The following is a 21,150-nucleotide window of genomic DNA, read 5'->3' as shown; positions in this document are numbered from 1 at the left end:
TAATTACTCGATAGCGCCATGATTTCCGGGGTTACTAAAACCGGGGATTGGCGCTTTTTGCACTTCAGGAGTATGAAGATGCGATGGACGTTCGCGTAGGGTCGGCCGTAGGCCACGCTTTCGCCGTAGGCGACGCTGCTTGAGGTGCGAACGGCTCTGCCGATAGTCCCGCTTTCAGCGATCGCTTATTATCACCAAGCCTTAGCCTATTGACAACTGGTAAAAAGCTAACTCACCCAACCCCATCAGGTATAGCTAAGAGTACTTTCGAGCAATTCCAAGCAATTATCATTCTGACAGCAAGTAGGGCTATGTCTACCAAACTGTTGCATTCTAACCATCAGATTAGAACTATCTGGGGGTTTTTTGTAAAGTTATGTTACAAATTCGGAAACTGCGACATAAAAGTTGTGGACTCAACCAGATAAGTAACTGGTGACTCAAAATCAATGGTGCTAGTTAGGTTGCTAACAAACTCAAGCTCAAGAGGGTTGACCTAAGGGTTTGTCAAGAAATAAGTTCATGGTTTTTGAGCAGATTGAGACCGAGGATGAATCATGTAATTCCACTGGGGACAAATGGGACGATGGGTCAAGTTGAGTGCTGCCATTTGTTGATCTGAAACTGGTTAGGCATAGCCTAGTTGTGAAGAGTGTAATCGGATGAGCTGAGCATCGAGTGGGTCAGCGGTTCATCCTTCTGTTTCACCATTATCCGCAGCTGCTCAAGCATTTCTACCGCGCTGCACTAGTAAGACGCCATTGCTATCGAAGTGTAATAGATAGGGACCATACTCATCTCCTACCCACAAATCGCCATTTTTGTCAATGACTAAGGGTTCGGTATCAAAATCTGTACCAGTTAAAAGTCTTTGGATATCGTTTTGGTTACGAATCTCAAAGGGTATTAGCTTGTTAGGATCCCTAAGAATAATAAATTCTTCAACCTCAACACTGCCGTCACCCCCTTCCGTACCAGCAAAATTGGGATCGACTTTGTAGATCCTGGCCAGAGTATCAGAATTGCTACCAAATAGGCTATCTACTATAAACCAATAACTATCATTATCGGCAAACTGTACTCCACTCCATCCACCTACGGGTTGACCAGGGAATGGTCCAGTGCGAGTGCTATCTACATCTTTGCCTGATTCCGGTCCATCGGCAAAGGTATCAGCAGGTAACGAAGCAAATCCGATCAGAGTTACTTCATTTGAGGTATCAACTACCTCTGGATTGTTAGTTTCCATAACAGTAGATCGCAGTTATGTATCGATGTTATAGCTATCAGCAAAAAGAGTAAAAACAGTGATAGTTGTAGAGTCATATGTCTTGGTTAATGTAAAACCAAAACTAGAGTTATCTACTTCTAATCTCTGAATTTAATCTCATCCAAAATACCTTAGCCATTAGATAATTATGGGTTTAGGTTAACTAATAATTAACTAAAAACTAATAAACAATTAAGTTTTAACAAAGATTTAGCAAAGTAAATATTGATAATCAGTTATCAGTTGACATTTGTTTATAGCACTATTTATTGATGTTTATTCGTCATCCTTGATTATAGTAATAAAAAAATCTCTTCTTAGCTAGTTTAAGAAGAGAGAAATGACTAGGTATTTAAAGGATGGTATAGTGCTACGATCAAGTCAGAAGTCAGAAGTCAGAAGTCAGAAGTCAGAAGGAGGTACACTATTAATAATAATCATCATTTTGATTCGGTTGGGGACAAATAAAATCAATGCATTCATAGCCCCTAAGAATAAAAAATTTTCCTCAACTCAAGACGATCGCGAATCCTCTTCAATCTGTATCAATCTTATGCTCAATAAGCCTGTCAATAAGCACTCAAGAGTGTTAATCCCAGCAACCTACTGGCTGCTGGTCCCAATCAATAATAGAACCTGTAATCGGTGCAGAATCATTTGAGAGCAAGAAGGTAGTCGCTTTAGCAATTTGGTGCGGCTGGAGTAAGCTTTTAGCTGGCAAGGATTGCTGTACCTGTTCAAGCCAATTTTCGGACTTTCCCATGGCTAGTTGCACTTTATGCTCATTAGGAGTTTCTGTCCATCCTATATTGAGAGCATTGCATCGAATTTGTCGCCAACGCTGACTATAAGCGACGTTGCGAGTTAATGCTATAAGTCCTGCTTTTGCTGCAACATAGGGAGCTAAATATGATTGTCCGCCATAACTAGAAATTGAAATGATATTAACAATACTCCCAGCTGAGTTTTGCTTTTGCATTGCAAGTACAGCAGCTTGAATTGTGAAGAATGGTGCGCGTAAATTAACTGAAATTAACTCATCAAATAGCTCAGGACTAGTGTTTTCAATAGAACCACGTGTACTCAGCCCCGCAGCATTGACTAAGGCATCAATGCGTCCAAAGGTTTTGCAGGAGGTAGCAACTAAGTTTTGACAGTCCTCAACTTGCCTTAAATCCGTTCGCTGGAAACAGGTTTTCACATTAAATTCGTTTTGAATATCATCAGCAACTGCTTTGCCGCAATCCTGTTGGCGGCCACAAATAACTACTCCTGCTGCACCCGAACAAGCCACTTGACGGGCGATCGCAGCACCTAAACCTTGGGTTGACCCGGTAACGACTACGACTTTGTCTTTCAAACATCCAAAGGTTGGCTTAATTTGCTTTAGGTCTATTAGTTCTGGGCTGATGTGCATAGTGTTATCCCTAAACAACGGAGGTGATGGAATGGGGTTTTAGTCGCAATTAGTGCACTGATTAGTCTTTACTTCTGGTACTACAACCTTAGCCATTAATCGAAATTTGTTCAGGCCGATAATACAGAAAATTCATCGCTGTCCAAAGTATAACCATAATCATTGCTAACAGCATGATGTAAGGGAATAGCGACCATAGACTGAATTTTTGGGCAATCAGTCCCATTAGCCACGGCACAATTGAAGTTCCTAACTTACCAAGCCCACTTATGATTGCGATCGCACTTATAACAAGCCTTGGTTGTATTTGTTTTGCTACAACAGCGAGTATTGTGGGATACAACGGTCCCAAGCTTAGACCAGCAATCCCTAGGCCGACTGTAGACATGATGACCGATGGCCAAAACCAGATCAGCATCATATTAATCAAGATGCTGAACATGCAAAGATAGAGTAATTGATTAATCTCAAACCAGCGAAATAAAATACTAATGCCTAAACGGGCAAGAGTCATGCCTAACCAATAAGTACTGATGCTTAAGCTAGCCATGAAGTGAGATTCATGCTGAATACTACACAGAAAACTGTAAGCCCAATCCCCTAGGCTATGTTCTGTTCCAACACAGAAAATAACAAATCCACTGGTGAACCAGATAATAGGGGACGTTAGAGCAGCCTGCAAAACACTGGGTTGTGACCCTTGCGAGTCATCATAGTTTAACGTTGTATCAGCTTGATCTGAAAATGCCAAATATAATGCGATCGCCAACAGAAACCCCAGTAATGCCCATAATCGATAAATATTATACCAACCCTGATTGCTGGCAATGATGCTAGCGGCAATTATTGGACCTAACAAGGCTCCAACTCCCCAGAGTGCATGTAAATAATTAAGCCAAATCTTACTGTTTGGCTGCATGACCAGGTAAGCATTAAACCAAGTTTCTATAATTGCCAAACCAAAACCAATGAGAATAGGTAATAGAATAAAAATTTTAAATGGTGGGCATAAGCTACAAGCTAATGTGGCAATAACAAATGAATTGATACCAATAAGTAAAAGTGATAAGCGTCCAAGCCAATTTTCAATGAAGCCAATAGTTAATGCCGCAATGAAATGACCGAGTGTTCCTCCTAGAAGGAGGAAGGCGACGGTTGCTTTGTCAACCTGATAATAAATTTGTAGATTTAGAATTAAGACACTGATACTAGACTCATATAGACCAATCAGCAGAAATCCTAGAAGTAAAAGACTGATTTTGAGGCGAGATTTCGGATCGTTATGTTCAAGTATAGTCTGACTTGAAGTACCAGGGTATGAATCAATATTTAGAGCGTTACTGTGACTAATTTGATGATCTCCTGAAACTTGAGATGGTTCTTGAACAGCCATAATGGAAATTTGTTCCGTTAAAGATTATGGTTCTTCAGTAACTGCTATGCTAAATTTCCAGTTAACAAAACTCATAAAGCTTACTGTGTCAGGGTTATGAGGCTATTTAAATAATAAAGTTTTCTGAATACTGCCTCTTCTCCCTGCTCCGTTCGCGTAGCGTGGCCCACGGCCTCAGCTCCCTTTGCCAAAGTGTTGATTTAGCATAACAAGTACGGAAGAGCCAAGATTATTAGACCTCTCTGATAGCGGTTTTCAAATGGGTAGCTCTAATCTGTTTCGCTTACACTCCTATCAGACTGAATAATTGTGTCCATCCAAATGAAAAGCGCTATGAAAAAGAATCTTAAACCTTTATAGCAATTCTATTTAGATGGTGCAAGATGTGAGTTAAAATCTATTTAGGATTGCTATATCATGTCTAGGTGAAAACTTATCCGTCTTCTGTCACTTTCCGAAATTCTGACGAAATTGCGTCATTACAGCCAACGACACCTAACGAGAGAATTAGGGTTTGACCCCCATTTTTCGGAGTCTGACAGAAGAGGGATAATTTCCGGAGAGGTTTATTGGTTTGCATCTTGACAGACCCAAGCTTCAAAATAAGCAGCTTGGTTGAACAGATCATGATCAGGTTCACCATTGGGAACCTGCGGAGACTTAAAAAATAGTCCATACTGAGGCTGCAAGCCGCTTTCTTTACGGGCTAGAGAAACGGTCATAAAACGAGCCAAGTCAACAACAATACCACCGGCCAGAGAAGAATCCTGACAATCAAAGTGCAGCAGCAGAGACATCGGAGTGTCTCCAAAACCTTTGAATCGAATATGATCAATAGCTTGCTTACGATCACCGAGTTCGCCATCTGGGTGAGGAACGTAGTCAATTGTGACTTTATGTCCAACATCCTCGTAACCCAAGATCTGAGTTAAGCAGTTTGCTTTACTGGTTATTTTTGTCTGATTGGCATTAGGTTCTGCAAGAGCAGCCCCATCCCGATTACCCAGGTGATTGTAACTAATCCATTGCCGAACCCTTAAATTGCGAATGTTGAACATGGGGGCAATACCAGTTTTCAAAAGTGTCTGTCCAGTTTTGCCATCATGACCTGCAAGCGGTGTATTGTGCTGCTGTGCTAACTTTACAATGGAAGGAACTTCTACCGGATTGGGCGTAAAGTTGGCGTAGGCAGACCCGGTCAATGCTGCTGCGATCGCATACTGCATTGATGGTGTAATGCACGGATCATCTTGCTGGCAGGCAACTTGCAAACTACTGATTGATTCATAGGCTGGATTGGGTGTTGGCTTCGGCATTGTGCTAATGCAATTGACTAGCACAATCGAGTCAACCCCACGTTCCTTGCGAAACGTTTCGATATCATTACAAATTTGTGCAATACAGGAGCCCCATGGGCTCTTCTTTTCAAGATCTGGACAACGCACAGGCCAAGCACGAAGGAGCTTGAGATTGGGTGAGACCAGATTATATTGCCACTCTTCCAAGACACCATGTAATTTCATAGCATCACCGATCGTCGCATCAACAGCATCCCAGCCCCCAACTTCTAGCTCTTCAATCTCGGGTGCACCTGCAATTTGACCTAACGTGCGATCATCAATTGGCTTTTCGCTAATCATGCCATACTTTTTAACATGACCCTGTTTTATCAAATCAATAACACCTGAAACTGTTGTGGCAATTGCACCTCCAAATCCTGGCATTAATAATCCAGTTTTAGTCATAAGAAAAGATTTGAGCTGATTTTAATTACTAAATTATCATACTCCTGAACTGACTCAGGTATAGCAGTGGTAAATAGTGGAAATAGAATTAATAGCACGACGGTCACAACTAAACCCCTAATTCCAAGCAAAGCTGTTCCCAAACCCACTCCTGTCCCAGCTTTCCCAGCTTTGCAACTTTTTGTAAATAATTCTTGTATTTTTTTTGCTGTTCTGCTATGGCTCCGATCAGTACAGAATTACGTCGCAAATCCAAGGGCGGCAAGTAGTTGAATTTCTCTAAAAACTTTTGTCACGCCCACTCTGGCGGCTGTTCTTTCTGGAAAGCTACCTTAAGTAATCTGGTTAACAGATACTTGTCAACGTTTAGACTGTACCCAAGAAGAGATAGAAAAAGCTGTCTGGGAGAGAAGACAATATCAGGCACAAGTTAAGCGTCTAGAACTGAGGCGATCGCAGAGCTCGTAGGGTGGGCAAGGGGAAACTTTACCAATAGATTCATCAAATACCCCCTTTTCCCTTTGCCCACCAAATTACTCCGCAAGACTTACTGATAGTTCAACTGCTGAGGCGGACTCGATATCAGAAGAGCACTTTATATATGGGCGCACACCTTTGCCATTATAAAAAAATAATATCAAAAAATAACACCAACCGATGATAATATTGGCCAGATAACCCAAATACCAGTTCCTTCCAATGCTAACCAATGCGCACTGACAGCCTATTTTATAAAGTGTTCCAAACCCTCCCTGGTACTTTCTTTGAACTCCTGGAAGAAAACTCTCAACTAGCACAAAACTATAATTTTAAGGCCGTCGAACTCAAAGAACTCGCCAAACGCACCGACGGCGTATTTCTCCCCAAACGGGACGGTGACCCTATTTATTTCGTAGAAGTCCAATTTCAGAAAGATGAGGACTTGTACTACCGCCTCATGCAAGAAGTGTTTGTCTACTTAGGACAAAATCGCTGGCAGCATAGTTGGCAAGCGGTAGTATTTTGGGCTAAGCGCAGCTTGGATACAGGGATTCCCAGATGTTACGATGGCGAAGTCCAAACAGGATATCTGCGCTCACTTTACCTCGATGAAACTCCAGACACCTCAGACTCAATCGGATTGGGACTGGTACGCCTGGTAGTAGAACCAGAGACCAATGTCCAACACAGAGTACAGCAACTGGAAAGATGTGCGAGGGCTCTACCAGTAGCACAGCAAAGAAATGCGATAGAATTAGTAGAACAAGCCTTAGTGTATAAATTTCCTGAACGTCCCTGGAGGGAATTAGAAGCGATGTTTGGACTTACTGAATGGAAACAGACCAGATTTTATCAGGAAGTGAATGCTGAAGGTCGCATCACTGAGGCACAGATTTTGGTCATGCGTCTGCTGAAAAAACGATTCCCAGAAATGACCGAGGAAATAAACAACTTAGTTCAAGGTTTGTCTCTGTCAAATTTGGAAGGGTTAACAGATATTATTTTTGAGTTGAATAGTTGGGAAGATTTCTTGAGTTGGTTGTCACGGGTAGACCAATAATGCTCACATGGAGTTGATACCACTCATACTCTAGAAATGCTGTGAAAAAAAATCCCAACTTTACAATGCCTTGAACACCTGGTTAGGTCAACTCTGCCCTTGGAGCCATCAGGGCCATCTGACGACTTGCCTGTGAAAGCGTTGTGATGGGTTCCATACGGGGGCATTGAACCCCCGGGTGGAACCGCGCATTCCTCTCACACCAAATCAAAGATTATGGTGTGAAGCTCCTGCTAAACTAGCTGATCTTCCCTATCTCCGAAATAAGTGAAGCGTGTTGATCAAGCTCAAGGGTGAAGCTCAAAGGTAAGCTTCGGTTTAAGAACCCATCTGGGCAGCAACTTCTTCAGCAAAGTTGCTTTCTTCCTTTTCTATACCTTCACCCAAGACGTAGCGAGTGAAGCGACGCACTTGGATGTTTTCACCCAACTGGGCAACACATTGCTTGACTAACTCTTCCACTGTGATGCTTTGATCACGAATGTAAGGTTGATCCATCAACGAGAGTTCTTTAAGGCGTTTGTCAATCCTACCCTGAACAATTTTCTCTTTGATGTTTTCTGGCTTTTTGCCTAGGTCATCCCTACCCATTTCAATGTCTTTTTCTTTTTGAACAATCTCTTGAGGGATGTCATCGACCTTCACGTATTCAACGTTAGGGCAAGCTGCTACTTGCATGGCGACGTTCTTGACTAGGGCTTGGAACTCGTCGCGGCGGGCAACAAAATCGGTCTCGCAGTTAATTTCTACGAGTACACCGACTCGACCACCAGTGTGGATGTAGCTGCCGATAATTCCTTCTGCTGCCACACGACCGGATTTTTTCTCAGCTGAGGTAATGCCTTTTTTCCGCAGCCATTCTATAGCTTTGGCCGTGTCTCCGTCGCTTTCTACGAGAGCTTTTTTGCAATCCATCATGCCAGCGCCGGTTTTTTCCCGTAGCTCTTTGACAAGTTGTGCTGAAATTGCCATGTTGTTTTTGTTCCTACTGTTAGTGAAACTGATTACACCGTGATATCTTCCCACACTACTCGATCCGTGAGTATGGGTTTACCAGCCCACGCTGAAAGCTAGTTGATTTTTATCAAAGGATAAATTCAGCGTGGGGCTTCAAGTTCGAAGATAACTAACTATTCTTCCTCAGTCTCCTGGTTATCTCCTTGATCTACGGATTCAATTTGCTCACTTTGTTCAGTCTCTTGAATTTCCTCCTCGTCTGGGAACTCCTCTAATCCCTCTTCAAATTCTTCGTATTCATATTCCTCTGCCGCATCTAGCTGACCATGACGGCCTTCGTAAATGGCATCAGCCAGTTTACCTATGATTAGCTTAATCGACCGGATCGCATCGTCATTGGCTGGAATCGGAATATCGGCTAAATCAGGGTCACAGTTTGTATCTAATAGTGATACAATCGGTAGACTTAGCTTTTCACATTCCAAAATAGCGTTGTACTCCCGCTTTTGGTCTATGATTATGACTATGTCGGGAACCTTACGCATCATTTTGATGCCACCTAGATACTTCTGAAGCTTGCCTAGTTCCCGACGCAGCATAGAGCCTTCTTTTTTTGGCAGTAAGTCAAGGGCACCACTGGTTTCCCGACGCTCTAAATCTTTCAGTCGCTCCACCCTGGTCTTAATTGTTTCCCAGTTGGTGAGCATACCACCTAGCCAGCGCTGGTTAACATAGTAGGCACCACAACGGCTTGCCTCTTGGGCAATAATTCCAGCAGCTTGCCGCTTAGTACCGACAAACAGAAATCTTTTCCCCTGCTCTGATGAGGTGCGGATATAGTGATAAGCGTCCTCCATCAGCTGAGCTGTCTGTACCAAGTCAATGATGTGGACACCATTGCGAGCAGTGTAAATGTAAGGATCCATCTTGGGGTTCCATCGGCGAGTCTGGTGACCAAAGTGAACCCCTGACTCTAGCATTTCAGCTAAAGAAACTACAGGCATAATTTTTTAACTCCTAATTCGGGTTTAACCTCCATCCAGGTGGATTTCCCTTTAGAAACACCCGAAACCCTGGATGTGCGATGTTTATAAAACCCTTTTAGGGTAACACATTCTGACTCCCTAATGGCAAAGGGATGGCATGGATGAATTTTATTTTAATAACATTAAATTTGTTAATTGGTAAGCTATCAGCTATCAGCTATCAGCTATCAGCTATCAGCTATCAGCTATCAGCTATCAGCTATCAGCGATTAGCGCACGCTACTTGAGGTGCTATCAGCTATCAGCTATCAGCTATCAGCCTTTGGCCTGTGGCCACGCTACTTTTGAATATAATAAGCTGACCGCTGACCGCTGACCGCTGACCGCTGACCGCTGACGGCTGACGGCTTACCCTACTACTACACGGGGTAGTCGGTGCTTAAAACCACAAATAATTTCCCAGGAAATGGTGCCTAAAGCCATAGCCCAGTCATCTGCTGAGATTTGCTCTTCCCCATCCTGTCCAATTAAGGTAACAATTTCCCCAACTTGTATATTAGGAATATCACTAACATCCAACATGAGCTGATCCATAGTAATTGCGCCAATCTGAGGAACTTGCTGCCCTCGGATGATGACATTGATGCGATTGGAGAGATTTCGGGGAACACCGTCAGCATAGCCAATACCGACTACTGCTATACGCATCTGTCGATTTGAAATAAATTGATGGCCATAGCTGATACCAGTGCCAGGGGGAATAGTTTTAATTTGGGTGATCCGCGCTTTTACCTGCATCACTGGCTGGAGGTGAATAACATTTTGAAGATGCTCCGCTGGATAGAGACCATAGAGGGCTAATCCGACACGCACCCAATCGTAGTGCAATGCTGAATCGGTTAAGGTGGCAGCGGAATTGGCTAAGTGCAATCGGGGAGGAGTTATGCCACCAGCCTGCAATTGTGCGATCGCGTTTTTAAACCTTTGATGCTGCTGTCTCATCACTGTGGGGTCAGGACTATCAGCAGTGGCTAGATGGGAATAGACACTAGCTATTTCCAAGTTAGGTAATTGTTGGACTAGGCGTACAAACTCGATAGCATCTTGCCAAGGCATTCCCAACCGGGACATTCCTGTATCTAGTTTCAGATGCACTGGCAGGCTTTGGTTTAGACCACTCAAGGTTTCCGAAAACACTAACGCTTGTTGAGGATTACACAGAGTTGGTTCCAATTGCCAGTGAGCGATCGCTTTGACTTGTTCTGGGGTATTAGTCGCTCCCAACAAGAGTATAGTGGCCTTAATTCCCCCTTGCCTGAGTTGAATGCCCTCTGAGACAGTAGCAACACATAACCCCCCAGCACCAGCATCTATCGCTGTGCGGGCAACGGTTAGAGCACCATGGCCATAAGCATCGGCTTTCACCACTGCCATTAGTTGGGTAGGATGGCGCAAAAGCTGCTGTATTTGCCGTAAATTTTGATGAAGAGCAACTTTATCAATTTCGGCCCAGGCTCGTTGGCGTAATCCAGGATAAAACGGGTCACTTAGGCAGTCAGTATCATCCCCTAGGATTTGTGTGACAGATTCCGACTGTAATGGTGTTATACCAATCCTCTGCTGAAGCTCTCCCATCGGACTTCACTCCTCAATCACTCACACATTACACACACATTACACACTATCAGTCGAATGGCGGTTTGAAAAGTTGCGGTGAGATGTCACAATGTTCCACGGGGCTAGTAGTTCAATATAGCTGCCATTGAACGGCACCCTGCTCAGGATAATCTGATCGGTTGGCTATTCTACCTACCTAAAAAATCCTGAACTATGGGATTTGTCTGGGTAAGTATTAAAGCAGCTATTAGGATGTCTTAAGCACTAAAGATGAGATAACCCACATCTGCTGTTTTTTTGAAACATATAGTTCATGGATTTATCAAAGATTCCTGCTCAACCTAAACCAGGTCTGATCAACGTTTTAATTGAAATTCCCGCAGGTAGTAAAAATAAGTATGAGTTTGACAAGGATCTAGAAGCCTTTGCCCTTGACCGGGTACTTTATGCATCCGTACAGTACCCCTATGACTACGGCTTTGTCCCTAACACTCTAGCAGATGATGGTGATCCTCTTGATGGTATGGTCATAATGGATCAACCTACGTTCCCTGGTTGTGTCATTACCGCTAGACCAATCGGGATGCTGGAAATGATCGATGGAGGTGATCGGGATGAAAAAATTCTGTGTGTTCCTGACAAGGATCCTCGCTACGCTGAGGTAAAAACTCTCCAAGATATAGCGCCCCATCGGTTGGATGAGATTGCTGAATTTTTCAAGACATACAAAAATCTGGAAAAGAAAGTAACTGAAATTTTAGGATGGAAAGATCTTGATCACGTAATGCCTTTGGTGGAAAAGTCGATCAAAAACTATAAGTAGTAGGGACTGATCAAGTAGGAACTCATCGGTGAGATGAGTTCCACTAGCATTTCTTTTTTTAGGCTAATCGCCTTGCTATAAAGCTAGCAAGGCGATTAGCCATTCTCTGTTTTAAGGGCAAGCAGAACAAAAAATCCCCCAACCTTACTAGAGTAGGGTCAGGGAGAGATACCAACAGAAGCTCAAAGATATTACCTTTTTAGGTGAGAAGATAATCGGGTGAGAATGGGATGGGGTGAGCAGTTATACTTGAGATGGGCATAAACTGAGCTTTTGGTTTAGCTGTCGAGGTTAAGCTATAAGGAAATAGGCTGACTTCCGATAGATGAAAGCTGACCGATCAAGGGATAAGCGATGCAATACCCAGTTCCCATTCTGATTGATTGATTGAATTAATTTGATGCATGTGTGACATAGGTCACAAACTGTTTGTTCCTAAATCCGTTAAAATTAACCAACACTTAAGATACAGTTAAGATAAAGCATAACTGTATCTTAACTTGTTTCGGGGGGCTGAACGGTTCGAGATTAGAGATATGACTAAATTACTGGGGCTGTTGTGCTTGCTTTCCCCCATCTAATTACTCTTAATGTGTGCAATTTGGTGTATGCAATTTGATGTATGCAATTTGATGTATGCAATCGGCCCGCTTTAACAGAAATTAGTGGTTAACCACAGATGGTTACTTAATAGTACCTGAGTATCCTCTAGTGGGAATCTACCAATGGGAATAATTCCTAACTTAGGTTCACTTAATTCATAGATTGAAAATGCAAAATCTAGTAGCACCCAAACTAGGCCAATATAAGGCTAAACCCAGCCTAAACAATGGTACTGGAGGGGATATGAGCGTCCGATTTTGGGGCGTTAGGGGTCAAATTTCTGCTCCTGGGACAGATACCATTCGCTATGGTGGCAATACATCTTGTGTAGAAATGCGTGTTGGTAGAAAACGCTTAATCTTTGACGGTGGCAGTGGTTTGCGGGTGCTGGGAAATCATTGGCTTAAGGAAATGCCCATAGAAGCTCACATTTTTTTTTCCCATAGCCATTGGGACAGCATTCAAGGGTTTCCCTTTTTTACTCCTGCGTTTATTCCTGGTAACTGTTTTCATCTCTATGGAGCAGCAGCACCTGATGGGGCGTCCATCGAACAGTGTCTAGGTCAGCAAATGATTCCTCCAAATTTTCCAGTGCCCCTTCAGGTCATGCAGTCAGATCTGAAATTTCATGGGCTCAGGTCAGGTCATACAGTCACCCTAGATGATGTAACAGTGGAGGCTGTGCTTCTTAATGACTCACATCAAGCAATGGGTTATCGGGTCAACTGGCAAGGATATGCTGTTGTATACGCCACTACTCACTCCCATGGTTGGGGTGGCATTGATGAAAATTTACGATACCTATCCCGTCAGGCAGATTTGCTAATTTTGAATACTCCCTTTCCCCTCAAAGAAGATGATCTGCTTAATGATTCACCTTTGATTTGGCAAGATGACCGTTGGCAAACTGGGATAGTAACGGCAAAGGTGGCAGGTGTTAAGCGCATAGTTATGTCTCGTTATCATCCTGACTATAATGATGATTATCTCGACAGACTACAAAAGCAACTCCAGTCTTTCTATCCTAATCACTTACTGGCTCGGGAGGGGATGGTTTTGCCTGTTTGTTCAAGGGTATAGATGATTAGGTATGACTATAGTGCTGGAATTTTAGATAAATTTGTGGAATTATATTGCTCACTATATTGCCTTAACAGGTGTTGGGAACACATGATCACATTGGTCTGAATAGAATTAGGTAGTTTTGATATCCCCCAGAATGCGATGCTCCTTGGCCTTGGCCTATTGGCCACGCTACGCGAATGGGCCACGCGGGGCGCGTTTGGAGCCGCTACGCGATGCTCTGGAAGAGCCGCTACGCGAACGCACTCTGGGGAATGCTATTGGTTATTACTCGCTTTCGGGGTACTGATACTGAACGGAATGTTTCAGCCTGGTGGTTGTTGGTTACTGGAAATTCCTCTAGTTAAGTTTTCGATTAGATTAGCCCAATCCTTTAATATATAGCGCTATAGTTCAAGAGTTGTCCTGTCAGGTAAATATATTTCGCAATACTTTAAAAAATACTTTTAAAGATGTCTATTTGATCAGCTTAATCAGCTGGCTTGGGGCAAGTGATTGGGGAAAACGCTACCTCTATCAGGCAATCCCTATGCCCAAAAAAAAAAGAGAGCCACGTTTTTGACTCTCTCGATCATCAGGGTGCATCTACTAATTAAAATTTATCACAAATGATGAGGGGTGTGACCCCTCATAGCAAAAATCAGCCAAATGGCTGATACCAATGGGCTAAATACCTGTACTATATTACCTGTCCCATATACAGTATCTTGCCTTTTTGGCTGATTTTTGGCTCAATTCCACCGTATAAGCCCAAAAAGGGTGTCTTAAAGCCTATCCTATAGGACAGAAATCCAGATTGGTGAGCATTCAAGGTGATGTGGAATTTGTCAAGAGCATTGAGAGCAAATTGACAGAAGCGATCGCGCGGGTGGCAGAGATGATCTCAAGCTTGTGGCAGTGGGAAGATAACCAAAAACTGAGGTCAATAGTTATCAGTTAGTAGAGGTACACAACCGTGGATCTCTATAGTGGATCTCTATAGTAGTAACCAGCAGGAGAGTCTGTTGACTGAAGTGATGCTCTAGAAAAGACTTCAAATCCTAGGTACTTGGGTTGTGGAATCGTTCAGAGGTTTGGATTAAATTTCCTGAAACTCTAGATTACCTTAAGTAGTGGGTATTAGAATTAACTTAAGTTACACCCTTGTCTGATGAAATTTGCTACTATTGCCCAAGCTAATAGAATAATAATCTTTATACTAACGTTTTGCTTAAGTGGGTGTTTTCCTCAACTTGATCAAATACTCATAAATCCATCTTGTAGGAAAGCTGAAGAAGTTGTAAAAACAGCCCAAAATCAATTCAATAGTATAGTGTTTAATGTGACCGTAGAAAGTACCGATCAAGAAACCATTGAAAAGCTATACTCACAATTTAAAACTCTTGAAGAGTCAGAAGAACAAGCTTATAAAATATGTCACAAAACCTAGCTCATTTTTTTTATTTATATAGCTTTATTTAAAGGTAACAAGTAACAGGCAATAGGGACATAATAGCAGCGATTAATCGCTTTTTTTCAATTCTATGTTTACATCTCAAAGAAAAAGCCTCTATTTATTATTTTACCGAAAACTAATCCTGATCAAGCCCATAAGATTGCAACATTTTTTCTCGCCGTTTACGAGCAATTGCTTGTAGATCAATGTTTCGATCAGTCTCATCAACAATTTCACCGGTTAGCACTTCCAGTACATCTTCCAGGGTGACTACACCAGAAACACCCCCATATTCATCCAGTACAACCATCAGATGTTCACGGGTTTGCTGAAAGGTTTTCAGTAGCTTATCAGCCCGAACAGTTTCAGGTACAAAGCGGACTTGACGAATCAGAGAAGCAAGGGGTTGGTTATGTTTGTCTTCAATGATTGCTGTGAGTAACTCATCTTTGAGAGCAATTCCAATAACTTTATCAATAGAGTCTTCAACCACAGGCATCCGGGTGTGAGGCGAAGCAATAATGCTTGGTTTAGCATCAGCCAAAGTGGTATTACCATGTAAATAGGTGGTTAGGATTCGCGGTGTCATTAAATCAGATGCAGTCAAATCATTTAACTGAAATACTCGTTGGATCATTTCTGCTTCATCATCTTCAATCACCCCTTCTTGATACCCAACCTTGGCTAAAAACCGGATTTCCGCCTCATTGGTGGTAGGAAGTTTTTGACCTTTAGTAAACGGAGCAGTAATTTTTTCCATCAACCACACCAGAGGCGTAAACACAACGGTTAAGAACCGAACTGGTAGAGCCACGAGTAGGGCGATGTTTTGGGCGTAGATCTGACCAAGGGTTTTCGGGACAATTTCCCCAAATACAATAATGAGAAAGGTAAATAGACCTGAAAAAACCCCCAACCAAGCCTCTCCTAAGACCCTAGCAGCAAGGGAACCAATTACGATGCTGCCAACAATGTTGAAGGTGTTGTTGAGAATAACAATGGTAGCTATGGGCCGATTCATGTTTTTGCGAATCGCCAGTAGTGCTAACACTGCAGGCTTGTTTGACTGCGCTAACTGTCGGACTTTAACAGTAGGCACTGAAAACAAAGCGGTTTCTGCCATAGCACAGATGGCTGAACCGAACAGAACGATAAGTACTGCGATAATGACTTCAAACATGGTAAATGTGATTAGGCGTAAAACCTTAGGCTGGTGCGCTACGGGCAATTGTTACCCGCCTAATCCCTGATTAACTCACCATTATTGATTTAACCGCTAATTAGAAACTTCTGCCAGTTCAATTACACGATCGTCCACATCCTTGACCAAAAAGTTAAGGGGCTTGAGGGTGCGCACTTTGTATTTCAGCCGTCTCATCTGCACCAGCATCAAAACTTGATCCAAGCACTCATGGTCAAAGCACACGTGACGTTGTTGGTTTTTATTGCCCAAGCTAGCTCCGGAAATCACATGGAGCTGGGTATTCTTCTTTAACTGGTACCATAGCCCATCAGTACCACTGAACTGGGTAGCTTGGGTGGTGCCCAGATTGGTTGACATATATAGGGGATCAATGCTGGTACTGCCCATGGTCTGCTCGTAATTATAGTAGTAATGTAGGGGGACTTCTGCTGCGGATAACTCTAGCAAGCCTTCATAAAACTGTCGCGCTATTGCCAAATCAGACACCATGATGGTGTGAACTTTTGGAGCGCTGGTCAAAAACATCCACATGGCAAAGGCATAGGCGGCTAGGAGCATTACCATGATGCCTTGAGTGGAAAACAGGCTATCTAAAGGCAAAGAGGGTAAAAATGCGCCAAGAGGCAGGGGTGAAGTTAGCCAGGAAATAATATCAACTGATAGAATCATAAACTTAAACAGAGTTAGCAACTGGATAAATTAGTTTAAAGGTCCTTATGAACTTTTTGTCCAATCGTAGGTAATATTATTACCATCAGACATTGAGGTGCGACCCTAGGGCGCGAGCAATTCCTCTCGCCCTAGGAGGCGCGCACCTTGGCGATGGCCTTTGGGCCACGCTACGCGAACGCTTTTTCTCGATTTTAGCTTCAACTGAAGGAGCATCGGAGCACCAAAGGTTGTAGACTTGGTATCGTCATCCATCTCCTTCATCTTGAGGTCTAGTGCAGACCTAGGATATTAGGTCCCGACATTGATCTACTCCAATGCCAGTTAACCATCGGCATTTCCCCTTTCTCAAGATGAGGGGGTTGTGGTGAGATCAGGATGCATCTAGTCTAATTCTCCTAATTACAGCTTTTATTGAAAGATTGTGCAAATTCCCAATTTTCCTGAATCTAAGCATCCACTTATTAAATCACTGTTTCATCATAGTGATCAGGAATTGCTGACTTTGTTTCAGCGTCATCGGTCTGAAGGGAAGTACTTTACAGCAATTTTCTGTCGCTACAGTCCTATTGTCTATACATTAGTGCGCCACTCAGCGCGATCGCCTGTACAGGCGGAATATCTATTTGCTCTGACTTGGCGTCACATCTATCACGAACTGGGTGGCATGGATTTGCGGGAGGATTATGGACTAGAGTCAACCTCCTTCCAAAACCAGATTATAAACCTAACGGCGGTTTGTATTAACCAGGCAGACTTGCCACCAGTGGAGTCTATTCACTATAATCTCAATGTCGCACCACCACCCTTGTGGTGTTATCTGGAAATGGCATTGGAACAGCTACCACCAGCGGTGCGGTTGATGGTAATCATGGCTCAGACCTTTCACTGGAGTGAAACGCGAATTGCGGCTTATCTGCAAGCGGAGGGAGAAATGATTACTCCAGCTCAGGTGAGAAAAGAACTTCAAGAAGGCTATGAACTGTTGGAAGCTGCTTTACCCGAGGATATTCGGGTGGTCTATCTGGGGGTCGAAGCTAAGAATCGAGAAGAGTCTGATCTCTTTGCAGTACCGGTTTTGAGCGAATAAGGGGCGGTTAGTTTGCACCCTTGATTGGGGTACTTTGATCATAACTTCGATAATAGCAGAAACGTTGATCAAACGGAGTCTTTTGGTATGGCGAATCGTAGCAGGTTGGTGACTAGTCTTTCCGGAATCATAGCGCTAGCCTTTACCCCCTTGGTAATGTTGCCATGCCCGATGGCTTGGGGTCAGACTCGGAGCATTGACCAACAACTGGCAATCCCTTTAGACAATCTTCGTGACCGCAAAGCCAGAAATCGGGCAGATTTTTTCCTGGAACAGTCAGAGCTGGCAAAACAGAGTGGTAAATTGAACGATGCGATCGCGTATTTGTCCCAAGCGGGAGAAATTTATCAGCAAATTGGTGATTTTGAGGGATTGGGTAAGACTTACAATTCCCTAGGTCAGACTTACGCTAAGTTGGGACGCTATCAAGATGCAGAGCGAGCCTTGCGCCGAGGCTTGGGTGCTGCTCGTTCTCAACAAAGTTTTCAGCCACAGATTTATAGTATAAATAATATTGGAATCTTATTACTGCAAACGAGAAACCTCAAAGCGGCCCAGGAAGCTTTTACGGAAGCACTGACCATTTCCCGTACGATTAAGGATGATGACGGTGAAGGGTTGAGTCTGAATAATCTAGGCTTAGTGGCAGCTCAAGGGGGAAACTATCCCGAGGCGATTAAGTGGTATGAAGCTGCTCTAGTTTTACGGCGTCGCTCTCGGGATAAGTTAGGTGAGACGAATATCCGGAATAATTTGGGAGATGCCTATCTCGCCGCTAGACAGGAAAAAGATGCTTTGTATTCTTACCGCATTGCCCAGATACTGGCTGAAAAAGTTGACAATGTTTTCAATCAGATTCGTGCTATTAAGGGTATAGCGTTAACCCATATTGCTACAGGTAAGAATCGGCAAGCGGTGAAAGCACTAAAGGAATATCTGGCTTTGGCACAAGAACAAAACAATCGCCGTGAAGAGCTTGTTGCTCTAAAGTTGTTTGCCCAGTTATACCAAGACACTGGTAATTGGTTAGAAGCTCGGGCTTTTTATGAAAAAGCGATCGCAGTGGCTCATGCTTTAGGAGATATTCAGGAAGAAACATTGTTAATCAGCGATTTAGCTCAAATTATTTATGTTACTCCTTAGTCATTAGTCCTTGGTCTTGAATCCAGTTTTTGAGACTAGTATACGTTGATTGGGCGATCTGTTTTACCTGGTTTTGAAGTTTCCATTTTTGGAAAGCTCTTTCGTAGTCATCGCCCTGTATTTGATAAGTATTCCATGCTCTGAGTGCTATCCACAAACCCCAGAACAATAAAATATATAAAGACCAAGACAGGTAACCAACGTTAATTAGATTAATCGCCAACAAAAAACTATTAACGATTACAAACTTTCCAAAACTTTTTTTAAATTGGCTACGTCGGTAGTTATTGAATTCATGACGTTTTTGCTCTTCTTGTTGCTGGGCTAGCCATTCTCGTTCGGCTTCCAAGAGAGTGTGGATTGAAATCCCTAATTCAGAAGCAATTTCTACCAACTGTTCACGGGAAAAATCTTCAACCATTTCCTGACGTGCCAGGGCTAGATTGAGGATTTGCTGGATATCTTGTTGGTTGTAAGAGTGGGTGATTTTGGTTTCAAAGACGGACATCATTTAGTCAGTTTAACTAGTAGGAAGGGGGGTAGTGCTTAAAGAAGATGTTGCTCTAAACACGCTTGAGCGGTGCTTAATTTTATTATGCCGATGGAAACACAGAGGGGTCAAACCACCTGCATTCCTAAAACCGCACTAAGCGTGGACGGATTTTACGGCATTTAAGCAATCGGCAAATCTTTTACATTTCGTTACGATAGAACCATGAAAGACGAAACTACTATCGAGTTGCTTGAAGGTAGGTTAATTGTTCATTGCTCTTGGTTGATTGTTGATTGGCAAAAGCGATAAACCCTTTACTGCCAAGGATAACTGGCAATGGTATCATAGTTTATTTTTCATGAACTATGAATCATGAACTGTTAACCATGAACCATAACCTATCTACTACCTTATAAGCCAACTTGGTATAAAAAAACGTCTTAGGAGAGTTTGAGGTAGTCTGCATGAACGGCAGTATTCGTGTTGGGAATTTATTTGGCATTCCCTTTTATGTGAATCCAAGCTGGTTTCTAATCTTAGCTTTAGTTACCTTTGATTTCGGAGGTGACTTAGCAAATTTTTCAGGATTGAGCGGTGTTTTGCCATGGTTTTTAGGATTTGTTACGGCACTTTTGTTATTTGCCTCTGTCTTAGCTCATGAACTAGGACACAGCTTTGTAGCGATCCAGCAGGGAATTGAGGTTAAATCTATCACTCTCTTCCTATTTGGTGGTCTAGCTAGCCTGGAGAAAGAATCAAAAAGTCCACTAGAGGCGTTCTTAGTTGCGATTGCTGGTCCAGCTGTTAGTTTGCTACTATTTGCTCTACTAACTGCCGTTCAGGCTAATGCTAATCTAGCTAGTTCATTGGCATCAATTGTTGGACTCCTCGCCTCCATCAACTTGGCTTTAGCATTGTTTAACTTAATTCCTGGCTTACCACTAGATGGGGGTAACATCCTGAAGGCACTGGTTTGGCAAGTTACGGACAACCCACACAAAGGTGTGTTATTTGCTAGCCGTGTTGGTCAGTTCTTTGGTTGGGGAGGAATTATTTATGGAGTGCTTCCAATCCTGCTGTATGGTAGCTTTAATGGCATCTGGTTTGCCTTAATTGGTTTGTTCTTGCTCCAAAATGCTGGCATGTCGGCCCAATCTGCTATGGTTAAAGACCAGTTAGAGGGCTTGACAGCAGAAGATGCGGTCATTCCCAACAGCCCAATTGTATTCGCTGATTTGTCTCTAAGGGAGTTTGCTAACGAGTACATTATTGGTAAAAATCAGTGGCGCAAGTTTCTAGTAACTGATGAAGCGGGCCAACTGCTAGGAGTTGTAGTAGTGGATGATCTCAAAACTGTTCCTACCTCTAATTGGCCGGTGACTCCAGTAAGAGCACTGATGAAGCCTGTTAAGACTTTGAAAACTGTTCAATCGGACCATTCTCTGTTAGAGGTTGTCAAAATTATGGATAAAGAGCAGCTAGATCAGCTACCTATTGTTGGTGACAAGGGTGTACTGGTGGGAATTCTGGATACAGCTTCCATTCGCAGTATCCTCGAAGAACGAAAAAAGGCTATTGAGGGTAATGGGTAATGGGTAATGGGTAATGGGTAATGGGTAATGGGTAACTGACCCAACTAGATCACCCAACTAGGCTTGAGTACCCAATTGAGCAAGTCAAAT

The 21,150-nt window shown here is 43.0% G+C and carries 21 protein-coding genes; 10 read left to right on the top strand and 11 right to left on the bottom strand.

Annotation, left to right across the window (positions count from 1 at the left end; all coding sequences use genetic code 11):
- Positions 1-724: 724 nt before the first annotated feature.
- From F6K46_RS08680 to F6K46_RS08665, 4 genes are all read right to left on the bottom strand, one after another.
- Positions 725-1,249, bottom strand: coding sequence for an esterase-like activity of phytase family protein (locus F6K46_RS08680; RefSeq protein WP_293068920.1), 525 nt, complete (start codon positions 1,247-1,249; stop codon positions 725-727).
- Positions 1,250-1,859: 610 nt separating this feature from the next.
- A complete protein-coding gene (locus F6K46_RS08675; protein WP_075898762.1) occupies positions 1,860-2,687 on the bottom strand; it encodes an SDR family oxidoreductase in 828 nt (275 codons plus the stop codon).
- 88 nt (positions 2,688-2,775) lie between these two features.
- Entirely contained in the window at positions 2,776-4,080 is a 1,305-nt protein-coding gene (locus tag F6K46_RS08670; RefSeq protein WP_293055542.1) for an MFS transporter, read from the bottom strand.
- A gap of 566 nt (positions 4,081-4,646) precedes the next feature.
- Positions 4,647-5,825, bottom strand: coding sequence for an inositol-3-phosphate synthase (locus tag F6K46_RS08665; RefSeq protein ID WP_293055545.1), 1,179 nt, complete (start codon positions 5,823-5,825; stop codon positions 4,647-4,649).
- Between the two features lie 709 nt (positions 5,826-6,534).
- Here F6K46_RS08665 and F6K46_RS08660 point away from each other — a divergent pair.
- Positions 6,535-7,365 (top strand): Rpn family recombination-promoting nuclease/putative transposase, encoded by an 831-nt coding sequence (locus tag F6K46_RS08660; protein WP_293055548.1) that lies wholly within the window; start codon positions 6,535-6,537, stop codon positions 7,363-7,365.
- Positions 7,366-7,683: 318 nt separating this feature from the next.
- On the opposite strand, the gene tsf is transcribed toward F6K46_RS08660, so the two are convergent.
- The gene (gene tsf, locus F6K46_RS08655) at positions 7,684-8,337 is read right to left on the bottom strand and encodes a translation elongation factor Ts (RefSeq protein WP_293055551.1); all 654 of its coding nucleotides are present in this window, start codon (positions 8,335-8,337) and stop codon (positions 7,684-7,686) included.
- A 158-nt stretch (positions 8,338-8,495) separates the two neighbouring features.
- Complete coding sequence (gene rpsB / locus F6K46_RS08650) at positions 8,496-9,326, bottom strand: 30S ribosomal protein S2 (protein WP_075904670.1); 831 nt, start codon at positions 9,324-9,326, stop codon at positions 8,496-8,498.
- Between the two features lie 143 nt (positions 9,327-9,469).
- Here rpsB and F6K46_RS08645 point away from each other — a divergent pair, with 143 nt between their 5' ends.
- Positions 9,470-9,595 (top strand): hypothetical protein, encoded by a 126-nt coding sequence (locus F6K46_RS08645; RefSeq protein WP_293055556.1) that lies wholly within the window; start codon positions 9,470-9,472, stop codon positions 9,593-9,595.
- A gap of 121 nt (positions 9,596-9,716) precedes the next feature.
- Here F6K46_RS08645 and alr read toward each other — a convergent pair whose 3' ends face one another.
- Positions 9,717-10,943, bottom strand: coding sequence for an alanine racemase (gene alr / locus F6K46_RS08640; protein ID WP_293055559.1), 1,227 nt, complete (start codon positions 10,941-10,943; stop codon positions 9,717-9,719).
- Between the two features lie 295 nt (positions 10,944-11,238).
- On the opposite strand from alr, the gene F6K46_RS08635 reads away from it, so the two are divergent.
- The 5 genes from F6K46_RS08635 (at position 11,239) to F6K46_RS08615 (ending at position 14,863) form a co-directional block, all read left to right on the top strand.
- Positions 11,239-11,748, top strand: coding sequence for an inorganic diphosphatase (locus F6K46_RS08635; protein ID WP_075904666.1), 510 nt, complete (start codon positions 11,239-11,241; stop codon positions 11,746-11,748).
- 771 nt (positions 11,749-12,519) lie between these two features.
- Positions 12,520-13,431 (top strand): MBL fold metallo-hydrolase, encoded by a 912-nt coding sequence (locus tag F6K46_RS08630; RefSeq protein WP_293055564.1) that lies wholly within the window; start codon positions 12,520-12,522, stop codon positions 13,429-13,431.
- Between the two features lie 139 nt (positions 13,432-13,570).
- Entirely contained in the window at positions 13,571-13,723 is a 153-nt protein-coding gene (locus F6K46_RS08625; protein WP_293055567.1) for a hypothetical protein, read from the top strand.
- A gap of 507 nt (positions 13,724-14,230) precedes the next feature.
- Positions 14,231-14,374 carry a hypothetical protein gene (locus F6K46_RS08620; RefSeq protein WP_293055570.1) on the top strand — a complete coding sequence of 48 codons (144 nt, stop codon included), beginning with the start codon at positions 14,231-14,233 and terminating at the stop codon, positions 14,372-14,374.
- A gap of 210 nt (positions 14,375-14,584) precedes the next feature.
- On the top strand, positions 14,585-14,863 hold the full coding sequence (locus tag F6K46_RS08615) for a hypothetical protein (protein ID WP_075904662.1): 279 nt from the start codon (positions 14,585-14,587) through the stop codon (positions 14,861-14,863).
- 142 nt (positions 14,864-15,005) lie between these two features.
- On the opposite strand, the gene F6K46_RS08610 is transcribed toward F6K46_RS08615, so the two are convergent.
- From F6K46_RS08610 to F6K46_RS08600, 3 genes are all read right to left on the bottom strand, one after another.
- Positions 15,006-16,049, bottom strand: a complete 1,044-nt coding sequence (locus tag F6K46_RS08610; protein ID WP_293055574.1) for a hemolysin family protein — start codon at positions 16,047-16,049, stop codon at positions 15,006-15,008.
- Positions 16,050-16,145: 96 nt separating this feature from the next.
- Positions 16,146-16,742: a glyoxalase-like domain protein gene (locus F6K46_RS08605; protein ID WP_070392452.1), complete on the bottom strand. Its 597-nt coding sequence runs from the start codon at positions 16,740-16,742 to the stop codon at positions 16,146-16,148.
- Between the two features lie 105 nt (positions 16,743-16,847).
- Positions 16,848-16,997 carry a hypothetical protein gene (locus F6K46_RS08600; RefSeq protein WP_293055577.1) on the bottom strand — a complete coding sequence of 50 codons (150 nt, stop codon included), beginning with the start codon at positions 16,995-16,997 and terminating at the stop codon, positions 16,848-16,850.
- 169 nt (positions 16,998-17,166) lie between these two features.
- Here F6K46_RS08600 and F6K46_RS08595 point away from each other — a divergent pair, with 169 nt between their 5' ends.
- Positions 17,167-17,832 carry a sigma-70 family RNA polymerase sigma factor gene (locus F6K46_RS08595; protein WP_070392451.1) on the top strand — a complete coding sequence of 222 codons (666 nt, stop codon included), beginning with the start codon at positions 17,167-17,169 and terminating at the stop codon, positions 17,830-17,832.
- A gap of 87 nt (positions 17,833-17,919) precedes the next feature.
- On the top strand, positions 17,920-18,975 hold the full coding sequence (locus F6K46_RS08590) for a tetratricopeptide repeat protein (protein ID WP_293055581.1): 1,056 nt from the start codon (positions 17,920-17,922) through the stop codon (positions 18,973-18,975).
- On the opposite strand, the gene F6K46_RS08585 is transcribed toward F6K46_RS08590, so the two are convergent.
- The gene (locus F6K46_RS08585; RefSeq protein ID WP_330359479.1) at positions 18,965-19,486 is read right to left on the bottom strand and encodes a 2TM domain-containing protein; all 522 of its coding nucleotides are present in this window, start codon (positions 19,484-19,486) and stop codon (positions 18,965-18,967) included. The genes F6K46_RS08590 and F6K46_RS08585 overlap by 11 nt on opposite strands.
- 446 nt (positions 19,487-19,932) lie before the next feature.
- Between F6K46_RS08585 and F6K46_RS08580 the strand changes: the two genes are divergently transcribed.
- The gene (locus tag F6K46_RS08580) at positions 19,933-21,060 is read left to right on the top strand and encodes a site-2 protease family protein (protein ID WP_293055584.1); all 1,128 of its coding nucleotides are present in this window, start codon (positions 19,933-19,935) and stop codon (positions 21,058-21,060) included.
- Positions 21,061-21,150: the final 90 nt, after the last annotated feature.

The sequence above is a fragment of the Moorena sp. SIO3E8 genome, from assembly GCF_010692445.1.
GTDB lineage: Bacteria > Cyanobacteriota > Cyanobacteriia > Cyanobacteriales > Coleofasciculaceae > Moorena > Moorena bouillonii.
The sequence above is the reverse complement of the archived record's forward strand: the minus strand, read 5'-3'. Positions and strand labels throughout refer to the sequence as shown.

Coding starts and splice junctions, on each gene's coding strand:
- F6K46_RS08680 (WP_293068920.1), bottom strand. CDS start 1,249: ATGGAAACTAACAATCCAGAGGTAGTTGATACCTCAAATGAAGTAACT.
- F6K46_RS08675 (WP_075898762.1), bottom strand. CDS start 2,687: ATGCACATCAGCCCAGAACTAATAGACCTAAAGCAAATTAAGCCAACC.
- F6K46_RS08670 (WP_293055542.1), bottom strand. CDS start 4,080: ATGGCTGTTCAAGAACCATCTCAAGTTTCAGGAGATCATCAAATTAGT.
- F6K46_RS08665 (WP_293055545.1), bottom strand. CDS start 5,825: ATGACTAAAACTGGATTATTAATGCCAGGATTTGGAGGTGCAATTGCC.
- F6K46_RS08660 (WP_293055548.1), top strand. CDS start 6,535: ATGCGCACTGACAGCCTATTTTATAAAGTGTTCCAAACCCTCCCTGGT.
- tsf (WP_293055551.1), bottom strand. CDS start 8,337: ATGGCAATTTCAGCACAACTTGTCAAAGAGCTACGGGAAAAAACCGGC.
- rpsB (WP_075904670.1), bottom strand. CDS start 9,326: ATGCCTGTAGTTTCTTTAGCTGAAATGCTAGAGTCAGGGGTTCACTTT.
- F6K46_RS08645 (WP_293055556.1), top strand. CDS start 9,470: ATGAATTTTATTTTAATAACATTAAATTTGTTAATTGGTAAGCTATCA.
- alr (WP_293055559.1), bottom strand. CDS start 10,943: ATGGGAGAGCTTCAGCAGAGGATTGGTATAACACCATTACAGTCGGAA.
- F6K46_RS08635 (WP_075904666.1), top strand. CDS start 11,239: ATGGATTTATCAAAGATTCCTGCTCAACCTAAACCAGGTCTGATCAAC.
- F6K46_RS08630 (WP_293055564.1), top strand. CDS start 12,520: ATGCAAAATCTAGTAGCACCCAAACTAGGCCAATATAAGGCTAAACCC.
- F6K46_RS08625 (WP_293055567.1), top strand. CDS start 13,571: ATGCGATGCTCCTTGGCCTTGGCCTATTGGCCACGCTACGCGAATGGG.
- F6K46_RS08615 (WP_075904662.1), top strand. CDS start 14,585: ATGAAATTTGCTACTATTGCCCAAGCTAATAGAATAATAATCTTTATA.
- F6K46_RS08610 (WP_293055574.1), bottom strand. CDS start 16,049: ATGTTTGAAGTCATTATCGCAGTACTTATCGTTCTGTTCGGTTCAGCC.
- F6K46_RS08605 (WP_070392452.1), bottom strand. CDS start 16,742: ATGATTCTATCAGTTGATATTATTTCCTGGCTAACTTCACCCCTGCCT.
- F6K46_RS08600 (WP_293055577.1), bottom strand. CDS start 16,997: ATGGATGACGATACCAAGTCTACAACCTTTGGTGCTCCGATGCTCCTT.
- F6K46_RS08590 (WP_293055581.1), top strand. CDS start 17,920: ATGGCGAATCGTAGCAGGTTGGTGACTAGTCTTTCCGGAATCATAGCG.
- F6K46_RS08585 (WP_330359479.1), bottom strand. CDS start 19,486: ATGATGTCCGTCTTTGAAACCAAAATCACCCACTCTTACAACCAACAA.
- F6K46_RS08580 (WP_293055584.1), top strand. CDS start 19,933: ATGAACGGCAGTATTCGTGTTGGGAATTTATTTGGCATTCCCTTTTAT.